The 18066-nt window shown below is 71.8% G+C and carries 16 protein-coding genes; 8 read left to right on the top strand and 8 right to left on the bottom strand.

Annotation, left to right across the window (positions count from 1 at the left end; genetic code table 11):
* The first annotated feature begins 187 nt into the window (after positions 1-187).
* From ACIGXO_RS24660 to ACIGXO_RS24650, 3 genes are all read left to right on the top strand, one after another.
* The gene (locus tag ACIGXO_RS24660) at positions 188-1567 is read left to right on the top strand and encodes an SLC13 family permease (RefSeq protein ID WP_399790748.1); all 1380 of its coding nucleotides are present in this window, start codon (positions 188-190) and stop codon (positions 1565-1567) included.
* Between the two features lie 107 nt (positions 1568-1674).
* The gene (locus ACIGXO_RS24655) at positions 1675-3189 is read left to right on the top strand and encodes an acyl-CoA synthetase (protein WP_399790745.1); all 1515 of its coding nucleotides are present in this window, start codon (positions 1675-1677) and stop codon (positions 3187-3189) included.
* Positions 3190-3211: 22 nt separating this feature from the next.
* Positions 3212-4816, top strand: coding sequence for a carboxyl transferase domain-containing protein (locus ACIGXO_RS24650; protein WP_399791551.1), 1605 nt, complete (start codon positions 3212-3214; stop codon positions 4814-4816).
* Between the two features lie 162 nt (positions 4817-4978).
* On the opposite strand, the gene ACIGXO_RS24645 is transcribed toward ACIGXO_RS24650, so the two are convergent.
* A complete protein-coding gene (locus ACIGXO_RS24645) occupies positions 4979-5884 on the bottom strand; it encodes a LysR family transcriptional regulator (RefSeq protein WP_399790742.1) in 906 nt (301 codons plus the stop codon).
* Positions 5885-5959: 75 nt separating this feature from the next.
* On the opposite strand from ACIGXO_RS24645, the gene ACIGXO_RS24640 reads away from it, so the two are divergent.
* Positions 5960-6994 carry a DMT family transporter gene (locus ACIGXO_RS24640; protein ID WP_399790739.1) on the top strand — a complete coding sequence of 345 codons (1035 nt, stop codon included), beginning with the start codon at positions 5960-5962 and terminating at the stop codon, positions 6992-6994.
* A gap of 74 nt (positions 6995-7068) precedes the next feature.
* The gene (locus ACIGXO_RS24635) at positions 7069-7542 is read left to right on the top strand and encodes a DUF4180 domain-containing protein (RefSeq protein WP_399790736.1); all 474 of its coding nucleotides are present in this window, start codon (positions 7069-7071) and stop codon (positions 7540-7542) included.
* A gap of 20 nt (positions 7543-7562) precedes the next feature.
* Here ACIGXO_RS24635 and ACIGXO_RS24630 read toward each other — a convergent pair whose 3' ends face one another.
* Entirely contained in the window at positions 7563-8894 is a 1332-nt protein-coding gene (locus ACIGXO_RS24630; RefSeq protein ID WP_399790733.1) for an aminotransferase class I/II-fold pyridoxal phosphate-dependent enzyme, read from the bottom strand.
* 37 nt (positions 8895-8931) lie between these two features.
* On the opposite strand from ACIGXO_RS24630, the gene ACIGXO_RS24625 reads away from it, so the two are divergent.
* Positions 8932-9699 (top strand): pyridoxamine 5'-phosphate oxidase family protein, encoded by a 768-nt coding sequence (locus ACIGXO_RS24625; protein ID WP_399790730.1) that lies wholly within the window; start codon positions 8932-8934, stop codon positions 9697-9699.
* A gap of 130 nt (positions 9700-9829) precedes the next feature.
* Here ACIGXO_RS24625 and ACIGXO_RS24620 read toward each other — a convergent pair whose 3' ends face one another.
* From ACIGXO_RS24620 to ACIGXO_RS24610, 3 genes are all read right to left on the bottom strand, one after another.
* A complete protein-coding gene (locus ACIGXO_RS24620; protein ID WP_399790727.1) occupies positions 9830-10255 on the bottom strand; it encodes a VOC family protein in 426 nt (141 codons plus the stop codon).
* A 553-nt stretch (positions 10256-10808) separates the two neighbouring features.
* Positions 10809-11831: an EamA family transporter gene (locus ACIGXO_RS24615; protein ID WP_399790724.1), complete on the bottom strand. Its 1023-nt coding sequence runs from the start codon at positions 11829-11831 to the stop codon at positions 10809-10811.
* Positions 11832-11960: 129 nt separating this feature from the next.
* The gene (locus ACIGXO_RS24610; RefSeq protein ID WP_399790721.1) at positions 11961-12509 is read right to left on the bottom strand and encodes a Clp protease N-terminal domain-containing protein; all 549 of its coding nucleotides are present in this window, start codon (positions 12507-12509) and stop codon (positions 11961-11963) included.
* 272 nt (positions 12510-12781) lie between these two features.
* Here ACIGXO_RS24610 and ACIGXO_RS24605 point away from each other — a divergent pair, with 272 nt between their 5' ends.
* The gene (locus tag ACIGXO_RS24605) at positions 12782-13234 is read left to right on the top strand and encodes an SRPBCC family protein (protein ID WP_399790718.1); all 453 of its coding nucleotides are present in this window, start codon (positions 12782-12784) and stop codon (positions 13232-13234) included.
* Positions 13235-13319: 85 nt separating this feature from the next.
* On the opposite strand, the gene ACIGXO_RS24600 is transcribed toward ACIGXO_RS24605, so the two are convergent.
* Entirely contained in the window at positions 13320-13910 is a 591-nt protein-coding gene (locus tag ACIGXO_RS24600; protein WP_399790715.1) for a PadR family transcriptional regulator, read from the bottom strand.
* 258 nt (positions 13911-14168) lie between these two features.
* Here ACIGXO_RS24600 and ACIGXO_RS24595 point away from each other — a divergent pair, with 258 nt between their 5' ends.
* The gene (locus tag ACIGXO_RS24595; protein WP_399790712.1) at positions 14169-15002 is read left to right on the top strand and encodes a PhzF family phenazine biosynthesis protein; all 834 of its coding nucleotides are present in this window, start codon (positions 14169-14171) and stop codon (positions 15000-15002) included.
* Positions 15003-15348: 346 nt separating this feature from the next.
* Here the strand turns inward: ACIGXO_RS24595 and ACIGXO_RS24590 are convergent, their stop codons facing one another.
* Positions 15349-16143, bottom strand: a complete 795-nt coding sequence (locus tag ACIGXO_RS24590; protein ID WP_399790709.1) for a CPBP family intramembrane glutamic endopeptidase — start codon at positions 16141-16143, stop codon at positions 15349-15351.
* Positions 16144-16374: 231 nt separating this feature from the next.
* A complete protein-coding gene (locus tag ACIGXO_RS24585; RefSeq protein WP_399790706.1) occupies positions 16375-17883 on the bottom strand; it encodes a glutamate-cysteine ligase family protein in 1509 nt (502 codons plus the stop codon).
* Between the last annotated feature and the right edge of the window lie 183 nt (positions 17884-18066).

Genomic DNA, 18066 nt, shown 5'->3' with positions numbered 1-18066 from the left:
CTCGATCGGTTCCCGCGACCCGGCGTCGCCGGAGAGTCGTGGCAAGAGTGCTGAAGACTCGCGACAAGAGTATTGACGCACCTCGTCGATCACCAGCAAAGTGGCTCAGCCACTTGGCCAATGTGCCACACCCCACCCCTGCGCCGCCCGGTGTGCCACGGCCTTCCCTTCACGAACGGAGCCGCAGATGTCGCCGGAAGTGCTCTCGATACTCGTGCTCGCGGTGGTCTTCGTACTGGCCACGACCCGCTCCATCAACATGGGCGCGCTGGCGTTCGCCGCGGCGTTCGGCGTGGGCACGCTGGTCGCCGGGATGGACGCGGACGAGATCTTCGCGGGCTTCCCCGGCGATCTGTTCGTGGTCCTGGTCGGCGTGACGTACCTCTTCGCCATCGCCCGCGCCAACGGCACCACCGACTGGCTGGTGCACGCCTCCGTACGGCTCGTCGGCGGGCGGGTCGCGCTGATCCCCTGGGTGATGTTCGCGGTCAACGGCGCGCTCACCGCGATCGGCGCGGTCAGCCCGGCGGCGGTGGCGATCGTCGCCCCGCTCGCGCTCGGCTTCGCGGCGCAGTACGGCATCAAACCGCTGCTCATGGGCGCGCTGGTGGTGCACGGCGCACAGGCCGGCGGCTTCTCGCCGATCAGCATCTACGGCTCGACGGTCAACGGCATCGTCGCCCGCGAGCACCTCCCCGGCAGCCCGCTCGCCCTCTTCGCCGCCAGCCTGGTCGTCAACCTCCTCATCGCGGCGGTCCTGTTCGTCGCCCTGGGTGGCCTCCGGCTCCCTCGTACGGGTGGCAAGGGCCGGACACAGAGCGCCCCCGACGAGGGAAGAGGCGACTCCGATGGCGGGAGCGCGGGTTCCCGCGCCGGCGCGCTCCCCGACGAAGGACGAGCGGTTTCCCCGGCCGCCGGCGCCCTCGCCCACGAAGGAAGCGCGGACTCCCCCGCCGCCGGCGCCCTCGCCCTCACGCCCGCCCGGATCGCCACCCTCCTCGCCCTCCTGGCCCTCGTCCTGGCGGTGCTCGTCCTCGACCTGGACGCCGGTCTGACCGCCATCACCCTCGCCGTCGTCCTCAGCGCCGTCTGGCCGCAGGACAGCAAGGCCGCCGTTTCGGAGATCACCTGGCCCACCGTGCTGCTGATCTGCGGCGTCCTCACCTACGTCGGCGTCCTCGACCAGATGGGCACCATCACCTGGGCGGGCAAGGCCGTCGGCGGCATCGGCATCCCGCTGCTGGCCGCGCTGCTGCTGTGCTACATCGGCGCGCTGGTCTCCGCCTTCGCCTCCTCCGTCGGCATCATCGGGGCCCTGATCCCGCTGGCCGTGCCGTTCCTGGCCCAGGGATCGATCGGGGCCGTGGGCATGGTCGCGGCGCTCGCGGTCTCCGCCACCGTCGTCGATGTGAGCCCGTTCTCGACGAACGGCGCACTGGTGCTGGCGAACGCCAAGAATGTCGACCGGGACGGTTTCTTCAAGCAGTTGATGGTGTACGGAGCCCTCGTGGTCGCGGCCGTACCGGCGCTGGTCTGGCTGGCGCTGGTCGTCCCGGGCCTCGGCTGAGGAAACCGGTCCGGCCACGGGACCCACAGGGACCTCAGGTATCCAGGAAAGAGACCTCAGGTATTCAGGAACGGGTACCCGACCAGCAAGAGAACGAAGGAGTTTCGGTGAACGAGCTTTTCCCGGCGCTGCGTACAGCGTCCTCCCGTACCGCACTGCGTTTCCAGGACCGCGCGCTGACCTACGGGCAGCTCGCCGCGGCCGCCGGCGCGCTCGCGGAGCGGATCGGCGCCGAGCGGCGGGTGGCGGTGTGGGCCACGCCCACGATGGAGACCTCGGTGGCGGTGGTCGCGGCGCTGCTCGCAGGGGTACCGGCGGTACCGGTCAACCCGAAGATCGGCGAGAGCGAGCTGGCACACATCGTGTCCGACAGCGCGCCCACCCTCGTCCTGGCCGAGCCGGACGCCGAACTCCCCGGCGCGCTCGCGGCCCTGCACCGCATCGACGTCGATCCGTACGAGGGGACCGAGGCGGGCGCGACGGCCGAGGGGGCCGCCGCAGGCGGGGCGAGTGGCGCTGCCGACGCCGCGGGGCCGGCGGACCGGGCGGTCGAACTGCCTCCGGAGCCGGGCGCCGAGGCCCCCGCTGTGATCGTGTACACCTCCGGCACCACGGGCCGTCCGAAGGGCGTGGTCATCCCCCGCCGCGCCATCGCGTCCACGCTCGACGCGCTGGAGGAGGCATGGGAGTGGACCGCTGACGACGTACTCGTCCACGGCCTGCCACTGTTCCACGTCCACGGGCTCATCCTGGGCATCGTCGGCCCGCTGCGGCGCGGCGGTACGGTGCACCACCTCGGCCGTTTCTCCACCGAGGGGGTGGCGCGCGAGCTGGGCGGCGCCGGCACGATGCTGTTCGGCGTGCCGACGATGTACCACCGGCTTGCCGCCGAGGCGGGCGAGAACCCGGCGCTCGCCAAGGCGCTGGGCGGCGCCCGGCTGCTGGTCTCCGGCTCGGCGGCGCTGCCGCTGACGGACCACCAGAAGATCAAGGCGGCGACCGGCGCGCGGGTCGTCGAGCGTTACGGCATGACCGAGACGCTGATGAACACCGCGGTACGGGCCGACGACACCTCCGCGCCGGGCACGGTCGGCGTCCCGCTCCCGGGCGTACAGGCACGCCTGGTCGACGAGTCCGGCGAGGTCCTCGAAGCGAGTGACGGCGAGACGGTCGGCGAGATCCAGGTCCGCGGCCCGAACCTCTTCGTCGAGTACCTGAACCGGCCGGACGCTACGGCCGAGGCGTTCGACGGGGGCTGGTTCCGTACGGGCGACATGGCCACCCGGGACGCGGCGGGCCGCTACCGCATCGTCGGCCGCAAGGCCACCGACCTCATCAAGAGCGGCGGTTACAAGATCGGCGCGGGCGAGATCGAGAACGCGCTGCTGGAGCACCCCGGCGTCGCCGAGGCCGCGGTGACGGGCGAGCCGGACGAGGACCTCGGCGAGCGCATCGTCGCGTGGATCGTCCCGGCGCCGGGCGAGCAGCCCACCCCCGCGGAGCTCGCCGACCACGTCGCCGCCCAGCTCGCCCCGCACAAGCGCCCCCGCGTCGTCCACTTCCTCGACGCCCTCCCCCGCAACGACATGGGCAAGATCCTCAAGCGGGGCCTCCATGCGTGAGGAGCCGAAGGCGGGGCGGGACATGGCTGCGGGGGCGCGTGCGGAGGTACCTGCTGAGGTACCTGCTGACGCGTCGGCGGGGCGGGCTGAGGGGCAGGCCGGGGGACCGCCTGCGGGGCGGGCCGAGGGGTCGGCTGCGGGTCTCTCCGCGCGGCTCTCCGCTCGGGAGGTGCTCGCGCAGGTGACGGACGCGGGCAGCTTCGAGCCGCTTCCGGGGTCGGAACGTGCCGGGGGCCCGGAGTCGGCGGATCCGCGCGCCGAGGGGCCGGTGTCGGCGCCGACCGAGGGCTCGGCATCGGCCCCGGCCAAGGAACCGGCTGAGGAACCGGCCGAGGCCCCGGAAGCGTCGCCCGAGGAGCCAGCGACGGCCCTCGGGCCGCTCGACGACGGCCCCCTCCGCTGGGACGGCTACGGCGCCGCCCGCGCACGCGCCACGGAGTCGACCGGCGAACGCGAGTCCGTCGTCTGCGGCACCGCCGCCATCGGCGGCACCCGCGCCGTCGTGATCTCCTTCGAGTTCCGCTACCTGGGCGGCTCCCTCGGCAGCCGCACCGGCGACCGCCTGGAGGCCGCGTACACCCGGGCCCGCGAACTCCGCCTCCCCGTCGTCTCCTTGATCGCCACCGGCGGCAGCCGCATGCAGGAGGGCATGCTCGCCCTCACCCAACTGCAGCGCATCGCCGGCCAGTCCACGCTCAACCGCGCCGCCGGCCTGCCCCAGCTCGCCGTCCTGCGCGACCCGACGACCGGCGGCGGCTGGGCGACGCTCGGCGCCGGCGCGGACGTCGTACTGGCGCTGCCCGGCGCCCAGGTCGGCTTCGCCGGTTCCCGCGTACGCCCCGCCGACGCCGACCCGTCCGCGTACACCGCCGAGGGCCAGCTGGCCACCGGCCACATCGACGCCGTCGTACCGCCCGAGAGGCTGCGCGCCACGCTCGCCCGCTGGCTGCGCCTGCTGACCACTCCGGACGGGGAGCCGGCCCCGGTACCGGCCGCGCAGGGCGCGGGCGATCCGCCGGCCTCCGGCTGGAGCGCCGTACAACGCACCCGCGCCCCCGAACGCCCACGCGCCGACGCGTACTTGGACACGTACTTCGACTGGCGCGAGGACATCAGCGGCGACCGCTGCGGCGGCGTGGACGACGGCATGCGCTGCGGATTCGGCCACCGGGCCGGCCGTACGGTCGCGTACGCGGCCCAGTGCGGCACGGCCACCCGCCCGGCCGGCTTCCGCACCGCCGCCCGGCTCGTACGCCTCGCCGACCGCCTGGGCATCCCCGTCCTCACCCTCGTGGACACCCCGGGCGCGGCCAACGACGCGGCGGCCGAACGCTCCGGCGCGGGTGCCGCCATCGCGGACCTCTTCGCCGCCATGGCCGCGGCGCGCACCCCGCTCACCTCGCTGCTCATCGGCGAGGGCGGCTCGGGCGGCGCCCTGGCGCTGGCCGCGCCGGGCCGCCTGTGGGCGACCCCGGACAGCTACTTCTCCGTCATCGCCCCCGAACTGGCCACCGCCATCCTCAAACGCCCCCTCTCCGAAGTCCCGCGCACCGCCGACCAACTCCACCTGCGCCCCCAGGACCTGATGTCCCTGGGCCTGATCCGCGGCATCGTCCCAGCCAACTGACCACTCCGCACCACTCTCCATCCCACCCGGGCGCCGGCCACCGCAAGGTGCGCCGGCGCCCGGCCTCATACCGCCTACGACACCTTCAGCCCCTGTCACACTTCCAGCCCCGGCCCCGGCCCCGGCCCCGGCCCCAACCTCCTGTCACGCTTCAGCCCCCTCTCACATCTCCATTCCGCCGCCCACCTCGCGCAACGCCGCGACCGCCGCGCGGATCGACGGCCGGCGGTCCGCGTCCGCGCGCCAGATCGCGTACACATGCCGCCGCATCGGATGCCGTACGGGCACCACGCTCACCCCCTCCGGCACCGGCCCCCGCCCGAGCCGCGGCGCCACCGCCACCCCCAGTCCCCTCGCGATCAGCGCGAGCTGCGTACCGTGCTCCTCGGCCATGTGCGCGATCCGCGGCTCGATCCCCTTGCTGCGCAGCGTGAACATCAGCCAGTCGTGGCAGAACTCCCCCTGGGGCCAGGAGATCCACGCGTCCTCCGCGAAGTCCTCCAGCTCCACCGTGCGCCGCCCCGCCAGCCGGTGGTCCGACGGCATGGCGACATCCGCCGGGTCGTCCAGCAGCGGAGCCTTCGCCAGCCCCTCCGGCAGCGACAACGGACGGTTGTACCAGTCCAGTACGACCCCCAGGTCGATGTCGCCGCGCACCACCGCCCGCACCGAATCGCCCGGCTCCATCTCCCACAGCCGCGCGCGCAACTGCGGGTGATCGACGACCAGCGCGGCCAGGGCGTCGGGGAACAGCCCGCGCGCCGCCGTGGGGAAAGCCCCCATCCGCAGCTCGCCCACCGCCTGTCCACGGTGCGCCTCCAGCTCGGCCTCGGCCAGCTCGACCTGCGAGAGGATGCGCGCGGCGTGCCCGGCGAGCAGTCGGCCCGCATCGGTCAGCCGTACTCCCCGCCCGTTCTTGGCCAGCAGTTGCTGCCCCGTCTCCCGCTCCAGCTTCGCCAGTTGCTGCGAGACGGCGGAGGTGGTGACGTGCAGCCCCTCGGCCGCCGCCCGCACCGATCCGTGCCGCGCCACCGCACTGAGCGTCCGCAGTCGCTCCATGTTCAACATATAAGCGATGCTAAGCGATGCCTCCCACGAATTCTCACTTGTGCTACGCGATACAGACGGACGATCGTGTAAGCCATGAGCTCCACCGCCGCCACCTCCTCCTCCCGTTCCACCACAACACCCACCCCCGCCCCTCCCCCTTCTCCGGCTCCCCCTTCGCCGGCTCCCGCGTCGCCTGCTTCCCCTTCGCAGCCCCTCGCGTCGCCCACTCCCCCGGCCGCGCCGCGGTCCGCCGTCGACTGGCGCATCCGGTTCGCCGTCCTGGCGCTGATCTGGGGATTCAGCTTCCTGTTCATCAAGGTCGGCACGCAGGGCTACGCCCCTCTGCACGTCACCCTCGGCCGCATGGCCTTCGGAACGGCCGTGCTGGCCGCCGTACTCGTCGCCAAGCGGGACCGGCTGCCCCGCACCCTCCGGACCTGGGCTCACCTGGCGGTGGCCGCCCTGTTCCTCAACGCCCTCCCCTTCTCGCTCTTCGCGTACTCCGAGCTGACCATCCCCTCCACCCTGGCGGGCATTTGCAACGCCACCTCCCCGCTGTGGGGCATGGCCCTGTCCGTGGTGGCACTCTCCGAGGACCGCCCCACCCGCCGCCGCGTCGCGGGGCTCGGCCTCGGGTTCCTCGGCGTGCTGACCGTCCTCGGCGCCTGGCAGGGCTTCTCCGGCACGGACCCGCTGGGCACGTTCATGGCGCTGGGCGCCTCGCTCTGCTACCCGATCGGCTGGATCTACGTCCGCCGCACCCTCGCGGGCAGCGACAACTCCAGCCTCTCCATGTCAAGCGCCCAGCTGATGCTGGCCACGCTCCAACTGGCCGTGGTCACCCCGTTCTTCACCTCTCTCCCCACCTCGTTCCCCGTCGTCCCCCTGCTGGCCGTCATTGCCCTCGGCGCCCTCGGCACCGGCCTCGCCTTCCTCCTCCAGTACGGTCTGGTCGCCGAAGTCGGCCCCACCACCGCGCAGATGGTCACGTACTTCATCCCGGTCATCGCCACCGCCGCCGGCGTCGCCGTCCTGGACGAACGCCTCACCTGGAACACCCCCGTCGGCGCCCTGATCGTCCTCGCCGGCGCCGCCCTCACCCAAAGCCGCCCCCGCCCGACCGAATGACCTGGTACTGACGGCGGCCCCCGCCCGGGTAATTACGTCGACCGCACCCCCGTCCCCCGTTACTCTCACCCTCCATGAGCACCCTGACCCTGCAGACGATCCATGACGTGCCCGTCCTGATCTACGCCTCCGAGGACGGGGCGCCCGAAGACGGGCCGTCCGAGGACAGGGCCTCCGGGGACGGGGCTTCGGAGGACAGGACCTCAGGGGACAGGGCCTCGGAGGACGGGCAGGTCATCGCCGACGAACGCGACGTCCTGGATCTCATCGGCAACGCCTCCTACCAGGGCGCCGAGTGGGTCGTCATCCCCGCCGAACGGCTCGACGAGCGGTTCTTCCAGCTGCGCACCCGCGTCGCCGGCGACATCGTCCAGAAGTTCGTCAACTACCGCACAGGGCTCGTCGTCCTCGGCGACATCTCCCGTCATACGGCGGCCAGTTCAGCCCTGCGGGACTTCGTCAGGGAATGCAACCGCGGACGCCAGACCTGGTTCCTCACCGACCTCGCCGAACTCCACCAGCGCCTGAAGAGCCAGCAGAACCAGTAGAACCAGCGGGGCCGCACCGGTCAGTCGTACCGGCGAGCCTCCCCCGGCAGGCAGGCGGCCGCTATGGCCTCGGCGAGCGGCTCGGTGTCGCCGTGCGAGAGGGAGGACACGGTGACACGTATCCCGGGCGGGGAGTCCATCCGGAACCGCGCGCCGGGCGCCACCGCCCAGCCGGCGTGCAGCAGCCGCGACACCGTGCCCGTCTCCTCGGGGACCGGCACCCAGACATTCATCCCGCTGCGGCCCTGCGCCGCGACGCCCCGGTCGGCCAGGGCCCGTATGAGAGCGTCGCGGCGGCGCCCGTAGGATCCGGCGACCTCGCTCGGGTCCACGGCATCCGTCTGCCAGAGATGGATCAACGTGTCCTGCAGCAGATGACTGACCCAGCCGGGGCCGAGGCGCTGCCGCCCGCGCACCCGGTCCACCGTGACCTCATCGCCCGTGAGCACCGCCAGCCGCAGGTCCGGCCCGTACGCCTTGGCCGTCGACCGCACCATGACCCAGTGATCGGTCACCCCCGCCAGCGGATGCAGCGGGACGTCGACGATGTGATGGCCGTGATCGTCCTCGATCAGCAGCACGGTCGGATACTCGGCCAGCAGCGACCGGAGCTCCTCGGCGCGCGCGGCGCCCACCGCCGCTCCGGTCGGATTCTGCGCGCGGTCCGTGACGATCGCCGCCCGCACCCCGAGCGCCAACGCCCGCTCCAGCTCCGTCGGCAGCGGCCCGTCCTCATCGATCGCCACCGGAACAGGGCGCAGGCCCAGCGCCGGAATGAGATCCAGCAGGCTCCCCCAGCCGGGGTCCTCGACCGCCACCGCGTCGCCGGGACGGAGATGCGCGGCGAGCACCCGCTCAATAGCGTCGAGCGAGCCGGAGGTCACGGCGACCGGGCCGGCCGGCACACCATCGGCATCCAGTGCGGCCCGCGCCCGGCCGGCCAGCTCCTCGTCGATCAAGGGGGCGCCGTACAGCGTCGGGCGGGCCGTGGCCCGCTCCGCGGCCGCGGCGAGCGCCGGCCCGAGCGCGGGGAGCAGCGCGGGGTCGGGATTGCCGTCGGACACATTCCGCACGCCCGGCGGCACCTCGACCCGCAGCGCCTCGCGCGGCGTGCTCGTCGGCCGCGGACGCACCCGGGTGCCGCGCCGTCCCCCGGTCTCGACCACTCCGCGGTCCCGCAAAGTCCGGTATGCGGACGCGACCGTATTGGGATTCACCTCTAGATAGACGGCCAACTCCCGCATGGGGGGCAGGACTTCGCCTGGTAGGAGCTCGCCCGCACCGATGGCTCGCTCGACGCTGGCGGCAATTTCCGATGCGCGCCGCCCTTCGATCCGATACTCTCCTAGCACAAACTTGATTATGCACTAGTGCAATGGAGTTGGCAAGATGCCCGAGCCCGTATCTCCCGCAACGTCCGACGACAGCTCCGAGTTCGCCACCGTCGCCAAGAACGCTGCCGAGACCGGCGCCGAGTCCGTCGCCGGCGCCGGTGACGGCTCATCCCCCGCCTACGCCCCGAGCGAGCGCACGGTCCCGACGCGGTCCGCCCACCGCGCCGCGTACGACCACGACACCGTCCACGCCATCCTCGACGCCGGATACGTCTGCCATCTCGGCTTCGTGCGCGACGGCGCCCCGGTCGTACTGCCCACGCTCTACGGCCGCGTCGGCAGCCGCCTCTACCTGCACGGCTCCACGGGCTCGCGGCCGCTGCGCATGGCCGGCCAGGCCGACCCCGGTCTCGAGGTGTGCGTGACCGTCACCCACGTCGACGGCCTGGTCCTCGCCCGCTCCGCCTTCCACCACTCCCTCAACTACCGCAGCGTCGTGGTGCACGGCACCGCCCACCAGGTCACCGACCCCGAGGAGAAGAACGCGGCACTCGACGCGCTGGTGGACCAGGTACTGCCCGGCCGCGCCGCCGACTCCCGCCCCGGAAACGCCAAGGAGCTGGCCGCCACGGCCGTCATCCGGCTCGACCTGACCGAGGTCTCCGCCAAGATCCGTACCGGCGGTCCGAACGACGAGCCCGAGGACCTCGCCCTCCCCCACTGGAGCGGCGTCGTCCCCGTGGCACCTGTATACGGCGCCCCCATACCGTCCGCCGACCTGGCCCCCGACGTCCCCCTGCCCGCCTACCTCAAGAACCTCTGAGGTCCGCCATACGACGGCCCCCGGGACGCTTACGGCAAACGGCTCCCCAACTACCCGCCCCGGGCGTGGGTTCGGCGCGGGTGCTGGGGAGCCGCAGGGCGGGGAGGGCCAGCCCCTGTTGGGCGGTCTGCTACGGCCGTGCGTACGGCCGCGTCATGATTTCCATGTTGTGGCCGTCCGGGTCGTCGAAGTAGGCGCCGCGCCCGCCGAAGAGGCGGTTGATCTGCCCGGGCTCGGTGTGGCTGGGGTCGGCGTAGTAGGTGACCCCGACCGTCTCCAGGCGGGCGATCATGGTGTCGAACTGCTCGTCGGGCACGAGGAACGCGTAGTGCTGCGACTGGATCGGCTCGTCGCGCTTCTCGTAGTAGTCGAGTGTCACGCCGTTGCCCAAGTCGACGGGCAGGAACGGCCCGAAGGGGGCGCCGACCTTCAGACCCAGAATCGCGGCGATGAACTCGGCCGACAGCTGCCGGTCCGTAGCGTAGATGGCGATGTGGTTCAGCTGGACGGTGGCCGGCAGCTCGTATGCGTGCTGGTGCTGCTGCTCATGTGGCATGTGTGGACGTGGCTCCGAGTCTTGAATCCGATGGGAAGCGCCGCGCGTGGGCGCTGGGAGGGAAGACACGGAGAAGCGGCGGGCCTCTTGCCCGCCTCGTGCTCACGCCGAGGCCGGGTGCCTCACTCTTGAATGGCCCATGGCCGACCCGGCAGTCACCTGGCCAACCCTAGTGCCTCACTGTCCGTCACGGCAATGCCGGATTCCGCGGTCCGCGGCCGACCTGAGTCCTACCTGGCCGGCCGGCGGGCTGCCGGGCGGGAGATCCGAGTACCGGCTCTGGGGGCGTTGGTCCACCAGGCATTGAGGCGGTGAAAGTTCATCGCGGCGGCGGTGAGCCGGTGTGGTAACCGGGCTTCGGCCAGACCGTGACACCGGCGCCGCACCAAGTCCGCGTCCAGGAACAGCTCGCCCAACCCCGTCGACCTTCCTGGCGTGCGACGACACCGATACCCTCCCCAAACGCAACGTCGGCCGTCACGACCACAACGGGTCATGAAGGCCGACGTCACACGTCACGCTCAGCCGCCGAAGGATTCGCCAGCAGTGCCGCTTACGTGCCGGGCGTGCCCGCTGTACCGGCCGGCAAGGCGGCTTCCGCGTGCGCCTCGCCATCGTGCTGCGATGCCACGTCCCGGGGCGCCTTGGGCGTGGTGGACTGCGCGATGAAGGCGCCGATCAGTACCACCGCGCCGCCGATGATCTGCGGCGCGGACAGGTGCTCGCCGAGCAGCACCCAGGCCAGTACGGTGGCGATCACCGCCTCCAGGCAGGCGACGACGCCGGCGACCTGCGGCGAGAGCCGGCGGATGGAGATCACGCCGGTGAGGTAGGCGAGCACCGTCGCCATCAGCACGAGCCACGCGAGAAGCAGCACGGCGGGGACGCTCGTACCGTTCATGTCCGCGGCGCCGACGAGCACCGACCAGTCCATGGACCAGGGGCGCGCGACCACGGTCAGTACGAGTGCGCCGAAGAGCAGGCCGTACGCGATCACTCCGAGCGGATGGGTGGCCTCGTCGCCGTCGCCGCCGTGGTCGGAGAGGACGAAGTACCCCACCTGGCAGCAGGCCGCGCCCAGCGCGAGCGCCAGCCCGAATACGTCGAAGCTCAGCCCGGCCCACACCTCCACGACGCAGGCGAGACCGCCGACGGCGAGGACGGCACCGACCGCGGCGGCGCGGCTGACGGGCCGGCGCTGTACGAAGCGCACCCAGCCCAGGACCAGGGCGGGCGCCAGGTATTCGATGAGCAGCGCGACGCCGACCGGGATCCGGGACAGCGCGGCGAAATAGCATGCCTGGACGCCCGCGACGGCGAGCAGTCCGAAGCCCGCCAGCAGCGCGGGGCGACGGCGCAACAGGGCGCGGTGGCGCCAGGCGAGGGGCAGCATGACGAGCGCAGCGCCCGCGCTTCGCAACCAGGTGACGTGCAAGGGCTCCAGGCCAGCCGCGATCAGCGGTTTGGCGACCACGCCCGATCCGCCGAACGCCAACGCCGACAGCAGGGCCAGGCCGAGGCCGAAGCCTCTTCCCGCGCCCCTTTGGCTCGATTCCGTCTCCACAGTCGCGTGCATCCGCACATGATGACAGGGGAGGTCAGCAGCGTCACCACCGATGCCCCTGTCGCGAGACGCGGCAGGGAGCGTTGGGAAGTGTTCGGCCCCCAAAGGGCGGTATGAGGAGAGTGCGGTTCGGTGAGGGAGTTACCGCTCGTCCTCGACCAGCGCGCCCTGCGTCTGCCGGTCCAGGCGTGCCGCGAGCTCCGCCATGTCGATCGAAGCCCGGCGCAGTACCTCAACGGCACGGCATTCCCCGTCGTCCACGAGCGCGGCCAGCAGATCGAGGCATTCGGCACGGAGGGCATAGCGGGCGTGCGCGCGATCCCGCGCGCCGTCCATCGCAGCCGCAGCGGCAGGTGACCAGCCCGGGACGCCGCCCTCGGTCACCATCGGCACCGCCCCGGAGTCCTCCACCGTGCCGTGCCACTGCAGTCCATAACCGATGCTGCGCTGGACGAGGTACCCGAGGAGGCGCGCGATCCTGACGCCTTCGGGGTCGACCATCTCCCGTACGGCGGGGTCGGATTCGAGGAGGCCGTGCAGGAGGTGGGCGGTGTCCACCTGCCGGTCGCCGTCGCGCGTGGCCCGCCTGCGGGCAGACGACAGTACCGACGCGAGCTCGGCGGTCAGGAAAGCGTCGAGGTCCTCCGGCGACGGACCACCTCCGCTGTTGTACGCAGTACGGTTTTGCACAGAACCCACCCCACCAGCCTCTTGCTACCGGAACATCCCCGGGAGGGAGCATTTGCGCATCCCACCGTGGTTGGGTGCGCGAGAACGAAATCTCATCCCTACGGAGGATATGCCCGGCGCGCGATCGGCGATCAAGGATGCGCTGGAGGCACGAACGCGCGCCCGGCGCCACACCAGTACGCCCCCGAAACCTGACGGCCCATCAGTATTGAACCTTGCACCTTCGGCGGCTACCTTCCGCGGCACCACTCAGGAACCGAAGGGGTGCCCGCATGGCCGATGTCACCGCCCAGGCCCGCATAGAAGCACCGGCGGAGAAGATTTGGGACCGCCTGACCGATTTCGACGGTTACGGCCAGTGGAATGCCACCCACACCAGCTTCCCCGAAGGGGGCCCGACGGCACTGGAAGCCGGGGCCACTTACGCGGAGAACATGAAGCTCATGGGCTTTCCGGCGGAGGTGACCTGGACGGTACGCGCTGCGGAACCCACCCGCCTGCTCGACCTCCGGGGCAAGGGTCCGATGGGCGTGACCCTCGGGATGCGGTATGCGCTCGTACCGGAGAGTGAGGGGACGACCGGGGAGCAGGGCGGCGCGACGACCGTACGGATCGACGGTTCGTTCACCGGCGCGGCCGTGTCGCTGATGGCCGGCAAGCTCAGGGACTCGGCGACGTCCGCGCTCGAGGAGTCACTCGGCAGACTCGCACGGCTGGTCGCCTGATCACGCTCACTACGTGCTGCCGGGTCACGCCTGGCCGCGAAGGCCGTGGCCGGTCTGTGCACCGGCCACGGCCTCGCCGTCTCTCTCACTCGTCCTCCGCGAGGATCAGGTACAGCTCCTTCCGCGCCCGGTTGACGACCGTGATCGCCTTCTCGCGCTGCTCGGGCGTCCCGGTCGCCCACACCTGACGGAACGCCTCGACCAGGCCACCACCCGCCTTGCGGACCTCGTGCATCGCCTCCCAGTCCACGCCGCGGCCGGCTTCTTCCCAAGGGGCGTCCGAACCGCTTTCCGCAGCCGCACGCCCCTCGTCGGTGAGCTCGAACAGCTTCTTGCCGCCCTCGCTCCGACTGGCGATCAGGCCCTCGTCCTCCAGCAGCTGAAGGGTCGGGTACACGGAGCCGGGGCTCGGCTTCCATGCGCCGCCACTGCGCTCGGCGATCTCCTGGATCATCTCGTAACCGTGCATCGGACGGTCCTTGAGGAGCGCCAGGATCGAGGCGCGCACGTCACCGCGCCGCGCCCGGCCGCGCGGACCTCCCCGACCCCGGCCGCCGAACGGAGGCCCACCGAAGGGCGGCCCGAACGGCCCGAAGGCGGCGCGCCGCCCCTCGTACTCACCCCGGCCGCCGCCATGGCGCCCGGCTGCCCAGTGTTCGTGTCCATGTGAACGCATTTTTACGTCACTCCCATCATTGATCTGTCACGATGCTTCAACGATATATCGGAAGCCTTCGGTCGGCAAGGACTCACTGGCGGGTTTCTGTCGGCGCGCCATCGGCGGGAGCACCGGAACCCCGGGGCGTTCGGGGCGCGCTGGGTGGACGATCCGGTAACTGGCTCTGGACACCCAGTCCACAGAGTGATGCCTTGCAGGCCAATTTCTCAGGATTGGACCTCGTCGCTCGGGATTTCCGGTGCTTAGGCTCGCGCCATGCGAATCCGAATCGTCAACGCCTTCACCGACCGCCCCTTCGCCGGCAACCCGGCGGGAGTCGTACTGCTGGATGGCCCCTCGTTCCCCGACCAGCACTGGCTGCAGCAGGTCGCGGCCCAGGTCAACCTCTCCGAGACCGCGTTCGCGCTGCCGCTGCCGGACAGCGAGGAGGCCGACTGGGCGCTGCGCTGGCTCACGCCCGCCACCGAGGTCGACATGTGCGGCCACGCCACGCTCGCCACCGCGCACGTACTGCACTCCACCGGGACGGCCACCGGAACGGTCCGCTTCGCGACCCGCAGCGGAGTACTGATCACCACGGCATCGGCCGACGGCTCCATCACCATGGACTTCCCGACCGCGCCGCTCACCGAGGTGCCCGTACCGCAGGGGCTGGCCGCCGCGCTCGGTACCGAGCCGGTCGCCACGTACGAGACGGGGGCGCAGGTCGGGGACCTGCTCGTGGAGGTGGCGGACGAGCGGACCGTACGCGAACTGTCGCCGGATCTCGCGGCGCTGACCCGGTTCGGCAGCCGGGGCGTGATCGCGACGGCGCGCGCCGAGGACCCCGACGGCGGTTACGACTTCGCCACGCGGTGCTTCTTCCCGGGCGTCGGCATTGACGAGGATCCCGTGACGGGGAGCGCGCACACCGCGCTCGCGCCCTTCTGGTCGGCGCGGCTGGGCCGCGACGAACTGACCGGCCTGCAGGGCTCAGCGCGTACCGGTTTCGTGCGCACTGCGCTGCGCGATGAGCGCACGCTGCTGAGCGGCAGCGCGGTGACGGTCATCGACGGCGAACTGACGGAGGCGGCACGGGCTGGAGGGTGACAGGCGGGCTGGAGGGTGACAGGGCGGGTGGAGGCAGGGGCCGGTGGGGGCAGGGGTGGGGAGGAGCGGGGCTGGGCGGGAGGGGGCGGGGCGGGGGATTTTCGCTCGGCGGCCTCCGGGGGGGGGCTGCCCCCCCCCCCCCCCCCCCCCCCCCCCCCGAGGCCCCCCCCCCCCACACCCCCCCCCCCGGGGGGTGCCGCGGCCCCGCCGGAGTACGGGGGGGGGGGGGGGGGGGGGGGGGGGGGGGGGGGGGGGGGGGGGGGGGGGGGGGGGGGGGGGGGGGGGGGGGGGGGTTTTTGCGCGGGGGGCCCGCGGGGGGGGGGCTCCCCCCCACCTCCCCCTCGCCTCACCCCGTAGGCAGCCACCCCACTCTCCCCGCCAGGAGGGCGTAGCCGGCGAACGCGATGATGTCGATGATGGCATGGGCGGCGACGAGGGGGGCGATTCGTCCACAGCGGCGGTAGATAAGTACGAAGAGTGCGCCCATCACCATGTTGCCGATGAAGCCGCCGATGCCCTGGTACAGGTGGTACGAGCCGCGGAGGACCGAGCTGGCCATGAGTGCGGCCATCGGTGACCAGCCCAACTGGCCGAGGCGGCGCAGCAGGTAGCCGAGGACGATCACTTCTTCCAGTACGGCGTTCTGCAGCGCCGAGGCGATCAGTACCGGGAACTTCCACCACACGTCGGGCAGCGATTCCGGTACGACGGTGAGGTTGGCCCCGGCCGCCCTGGCCCCCAGGTAGAGCAGCAGGCCGCTGCCTCCGATGCCGGCCGCCACCACGAGTCCCCACCCGAGGTCGAAGCCGGGGCGCCGGCGGTCGAACCCGAGGGCGCGCAGGCCGCCTGCGCGCTCCCGGAGCAGCAGGTGGGCGACGAGCAGTACGGGGACCAGCGCGGTGGCGATCCCGAAGAGCTGCCAGGCGAGATCCAGCCATGGGCGGCCGGGCGCCTGCGAGCTGTTGAGGTTCGCCGCCTGGTCCTTCAGGCCGCCGGGCTTGGTGAGTGATCCCGTGAAGCTGATGAGGGCGGACACCGCGCTGGCGCCGACGGAGAGCGCGAGGACGATCAGCGTCTCGCTTCTCAGGGTGCGGCGTGCGAGGCCGCCGGGCGGGTCCTCGTCGGGGAGAGATTCAGCCACGGGGTGCACTTCGGACTGCACGCCTGCCTCCAGTTCCGCGATCGCGCCGGTACGCCTCCACTGCCCCGCCAGCTTGCCCGAAAGGCCGGAGGCCGTCAGCACGGGGCCCGCCCAGGACGGCAAGAAGGTGGGGGCGTACAGGCAGCCCCGTGCGCCCCCACCTAGCCTCTACAGCCCGCTCAGCTCCTCAACCCCTTAGTCCCTCACTCCAGCCCCTCACTCCTCAGCTCCTCACTCCTGCACAACTCCCTCCACCGGCCACTCATGCACCGGCCGCCCCTCATGCATCAGTTCGCTGTACCGCCGGGTCATCGCGGCCAGCGCCTCCTCGCGCTCCAGGCCGCTCTGCAGGGCGCGGTGGAAGGCGGCGGCCTGCCAGGAGGCGCCGTTGACGCGGCGGCGGCAGCGTGCCTCGATGACGCCGAGGTAGTAGTCCCGGTCGGCCGGTGCCACGCCCCAGCCGTCCAGTCCGGCGGCGGCCATGGGCAGCAGCTCCTGGAGGACGAGGCGTGCGGCGGGGATCTGGGCGATGCCACCGGAGCGGCCGGGGCGTGGCCACTGGAGGGCGGCGTCGATGCCGTAGCGGCAGGCGGTGTCGAAGTTCTCGGCGGCGGCGGCGAACGGCAGCCGGGTCCAGATGGGCCGGGGTTCGTCGGCCAGGGCCCGTACGAGGCCGTAGTAGAAGGCGGCGTTGGCGATCACGTCGGTGACGGTGGGGCCGGCCGGCAGCACGCGGTTCTCGACGCGGAGGTGGGGGACGCCTTCGGCGACGGCGTAGACGGGGCGGTTCCAGCGGTAGACCGTGCCGTTGTGCAGGACGAGTTCGGAGAGTTCGGGCACGCCGCCCTTCTCCAGTACGGCGAGCGGGTCCTCCTCGCCGCACATGGGGAGCAGCGGGGGAAAGTAGCGGACGTTCTCTTCGAAGAGGTCGTGCGCCGATTCGATCCAGCGCTCACCGAACCAGGTGCGCGGGCGGACGCCCTGGCTCTGGAGTTCGGGCGGGCGGGTGTCGGTGGACTGCTGGAAGACGGGGGGCCGGGACTCGCGCCACAGTTCGCGGCCGAAGAGGAAGGGCGAGTTGGCGCCGATGGCGACTTGTACGGCGGTGAGTGCCTGGGCGGCGTTCCATACGGCGGCGAAGCGGTTCGGGGTGACCTGGAGGTGCAGTTGTACGGAGGTGCAGGCGGCTTCGGGGGCGATGGAGGGTGAGGTGGCGGTGAGCCGCTCCACCCCTTCGATGTCGATCTCGAAGTCCTCGCCGCGTGCGGCGCGCATCTCGTTGTTGAGGAGCGTGTAGCGGTCGGCCTCGGAGAGGTTCGACGAGACCAGGTCCCCGGCGGTGAGCGTGGGCAGAATGCCGATCATGACAATACGGGCTGCGACCTCGCGGGCCTTGCGGTCGGCGTAGGCGAGGCCGGTGCGCAGTTCTTCGGCGAGCTGGTCCAGCACGCGCCCGGAGAGGCGGTGCGGCAGGATATTGACTTCAAGATTGAACTGGGCGAGCTCGGTCTGGAAATCCCGGCTGGCGATGCGCTCCAGCACCTCGGAGTTCATCATCCTGGGCATGCCGTCGGCGCTGGCAAGATTCAATTCTATCTCTATGCCCATGAGGTTCTTCGGGCGGTCGAAGCGCTTCTCGTCCAGGAGCCTCGCCAAACCCTCCAGGCACTCGCTCAGCCTTCTTCGATAACGCTGCCGGTCGTCGTGGATATTTCCACCGGCCGTGACCTTCTCCCCCATTGAAGCGTCCCTCCTGACGTGGCCGACCCGCGGCCGCGGGCCCGTGCGGTCGATGATGCCCGGCAATCGGTTCGATAACGCCTCGGGGAGCCGGGTGCCCCCGATAGGCTGGGGAGCGCGAGCCGAATGGCACATTCCGTGGGCATACCGAGGTGGCTCGGGCCCCGCGCATTGGCCCTGTTC

This window comes from Streptomyces sp. NPDC053542 (genome assembly GCF_044544685.1).
In the GTDB taxonomy this organism is placed as follows: domain Bacteria; phylum Actinomycetota; class Actinomycetes; order Streptomycetales; family Streptomycetaceae; genus Streptomyces.
The sequence above is the reverse complement of the archived record's forward strand: the minus strand, read 5'-3'. Positions and strand labels throughout refer to the sequence as shown.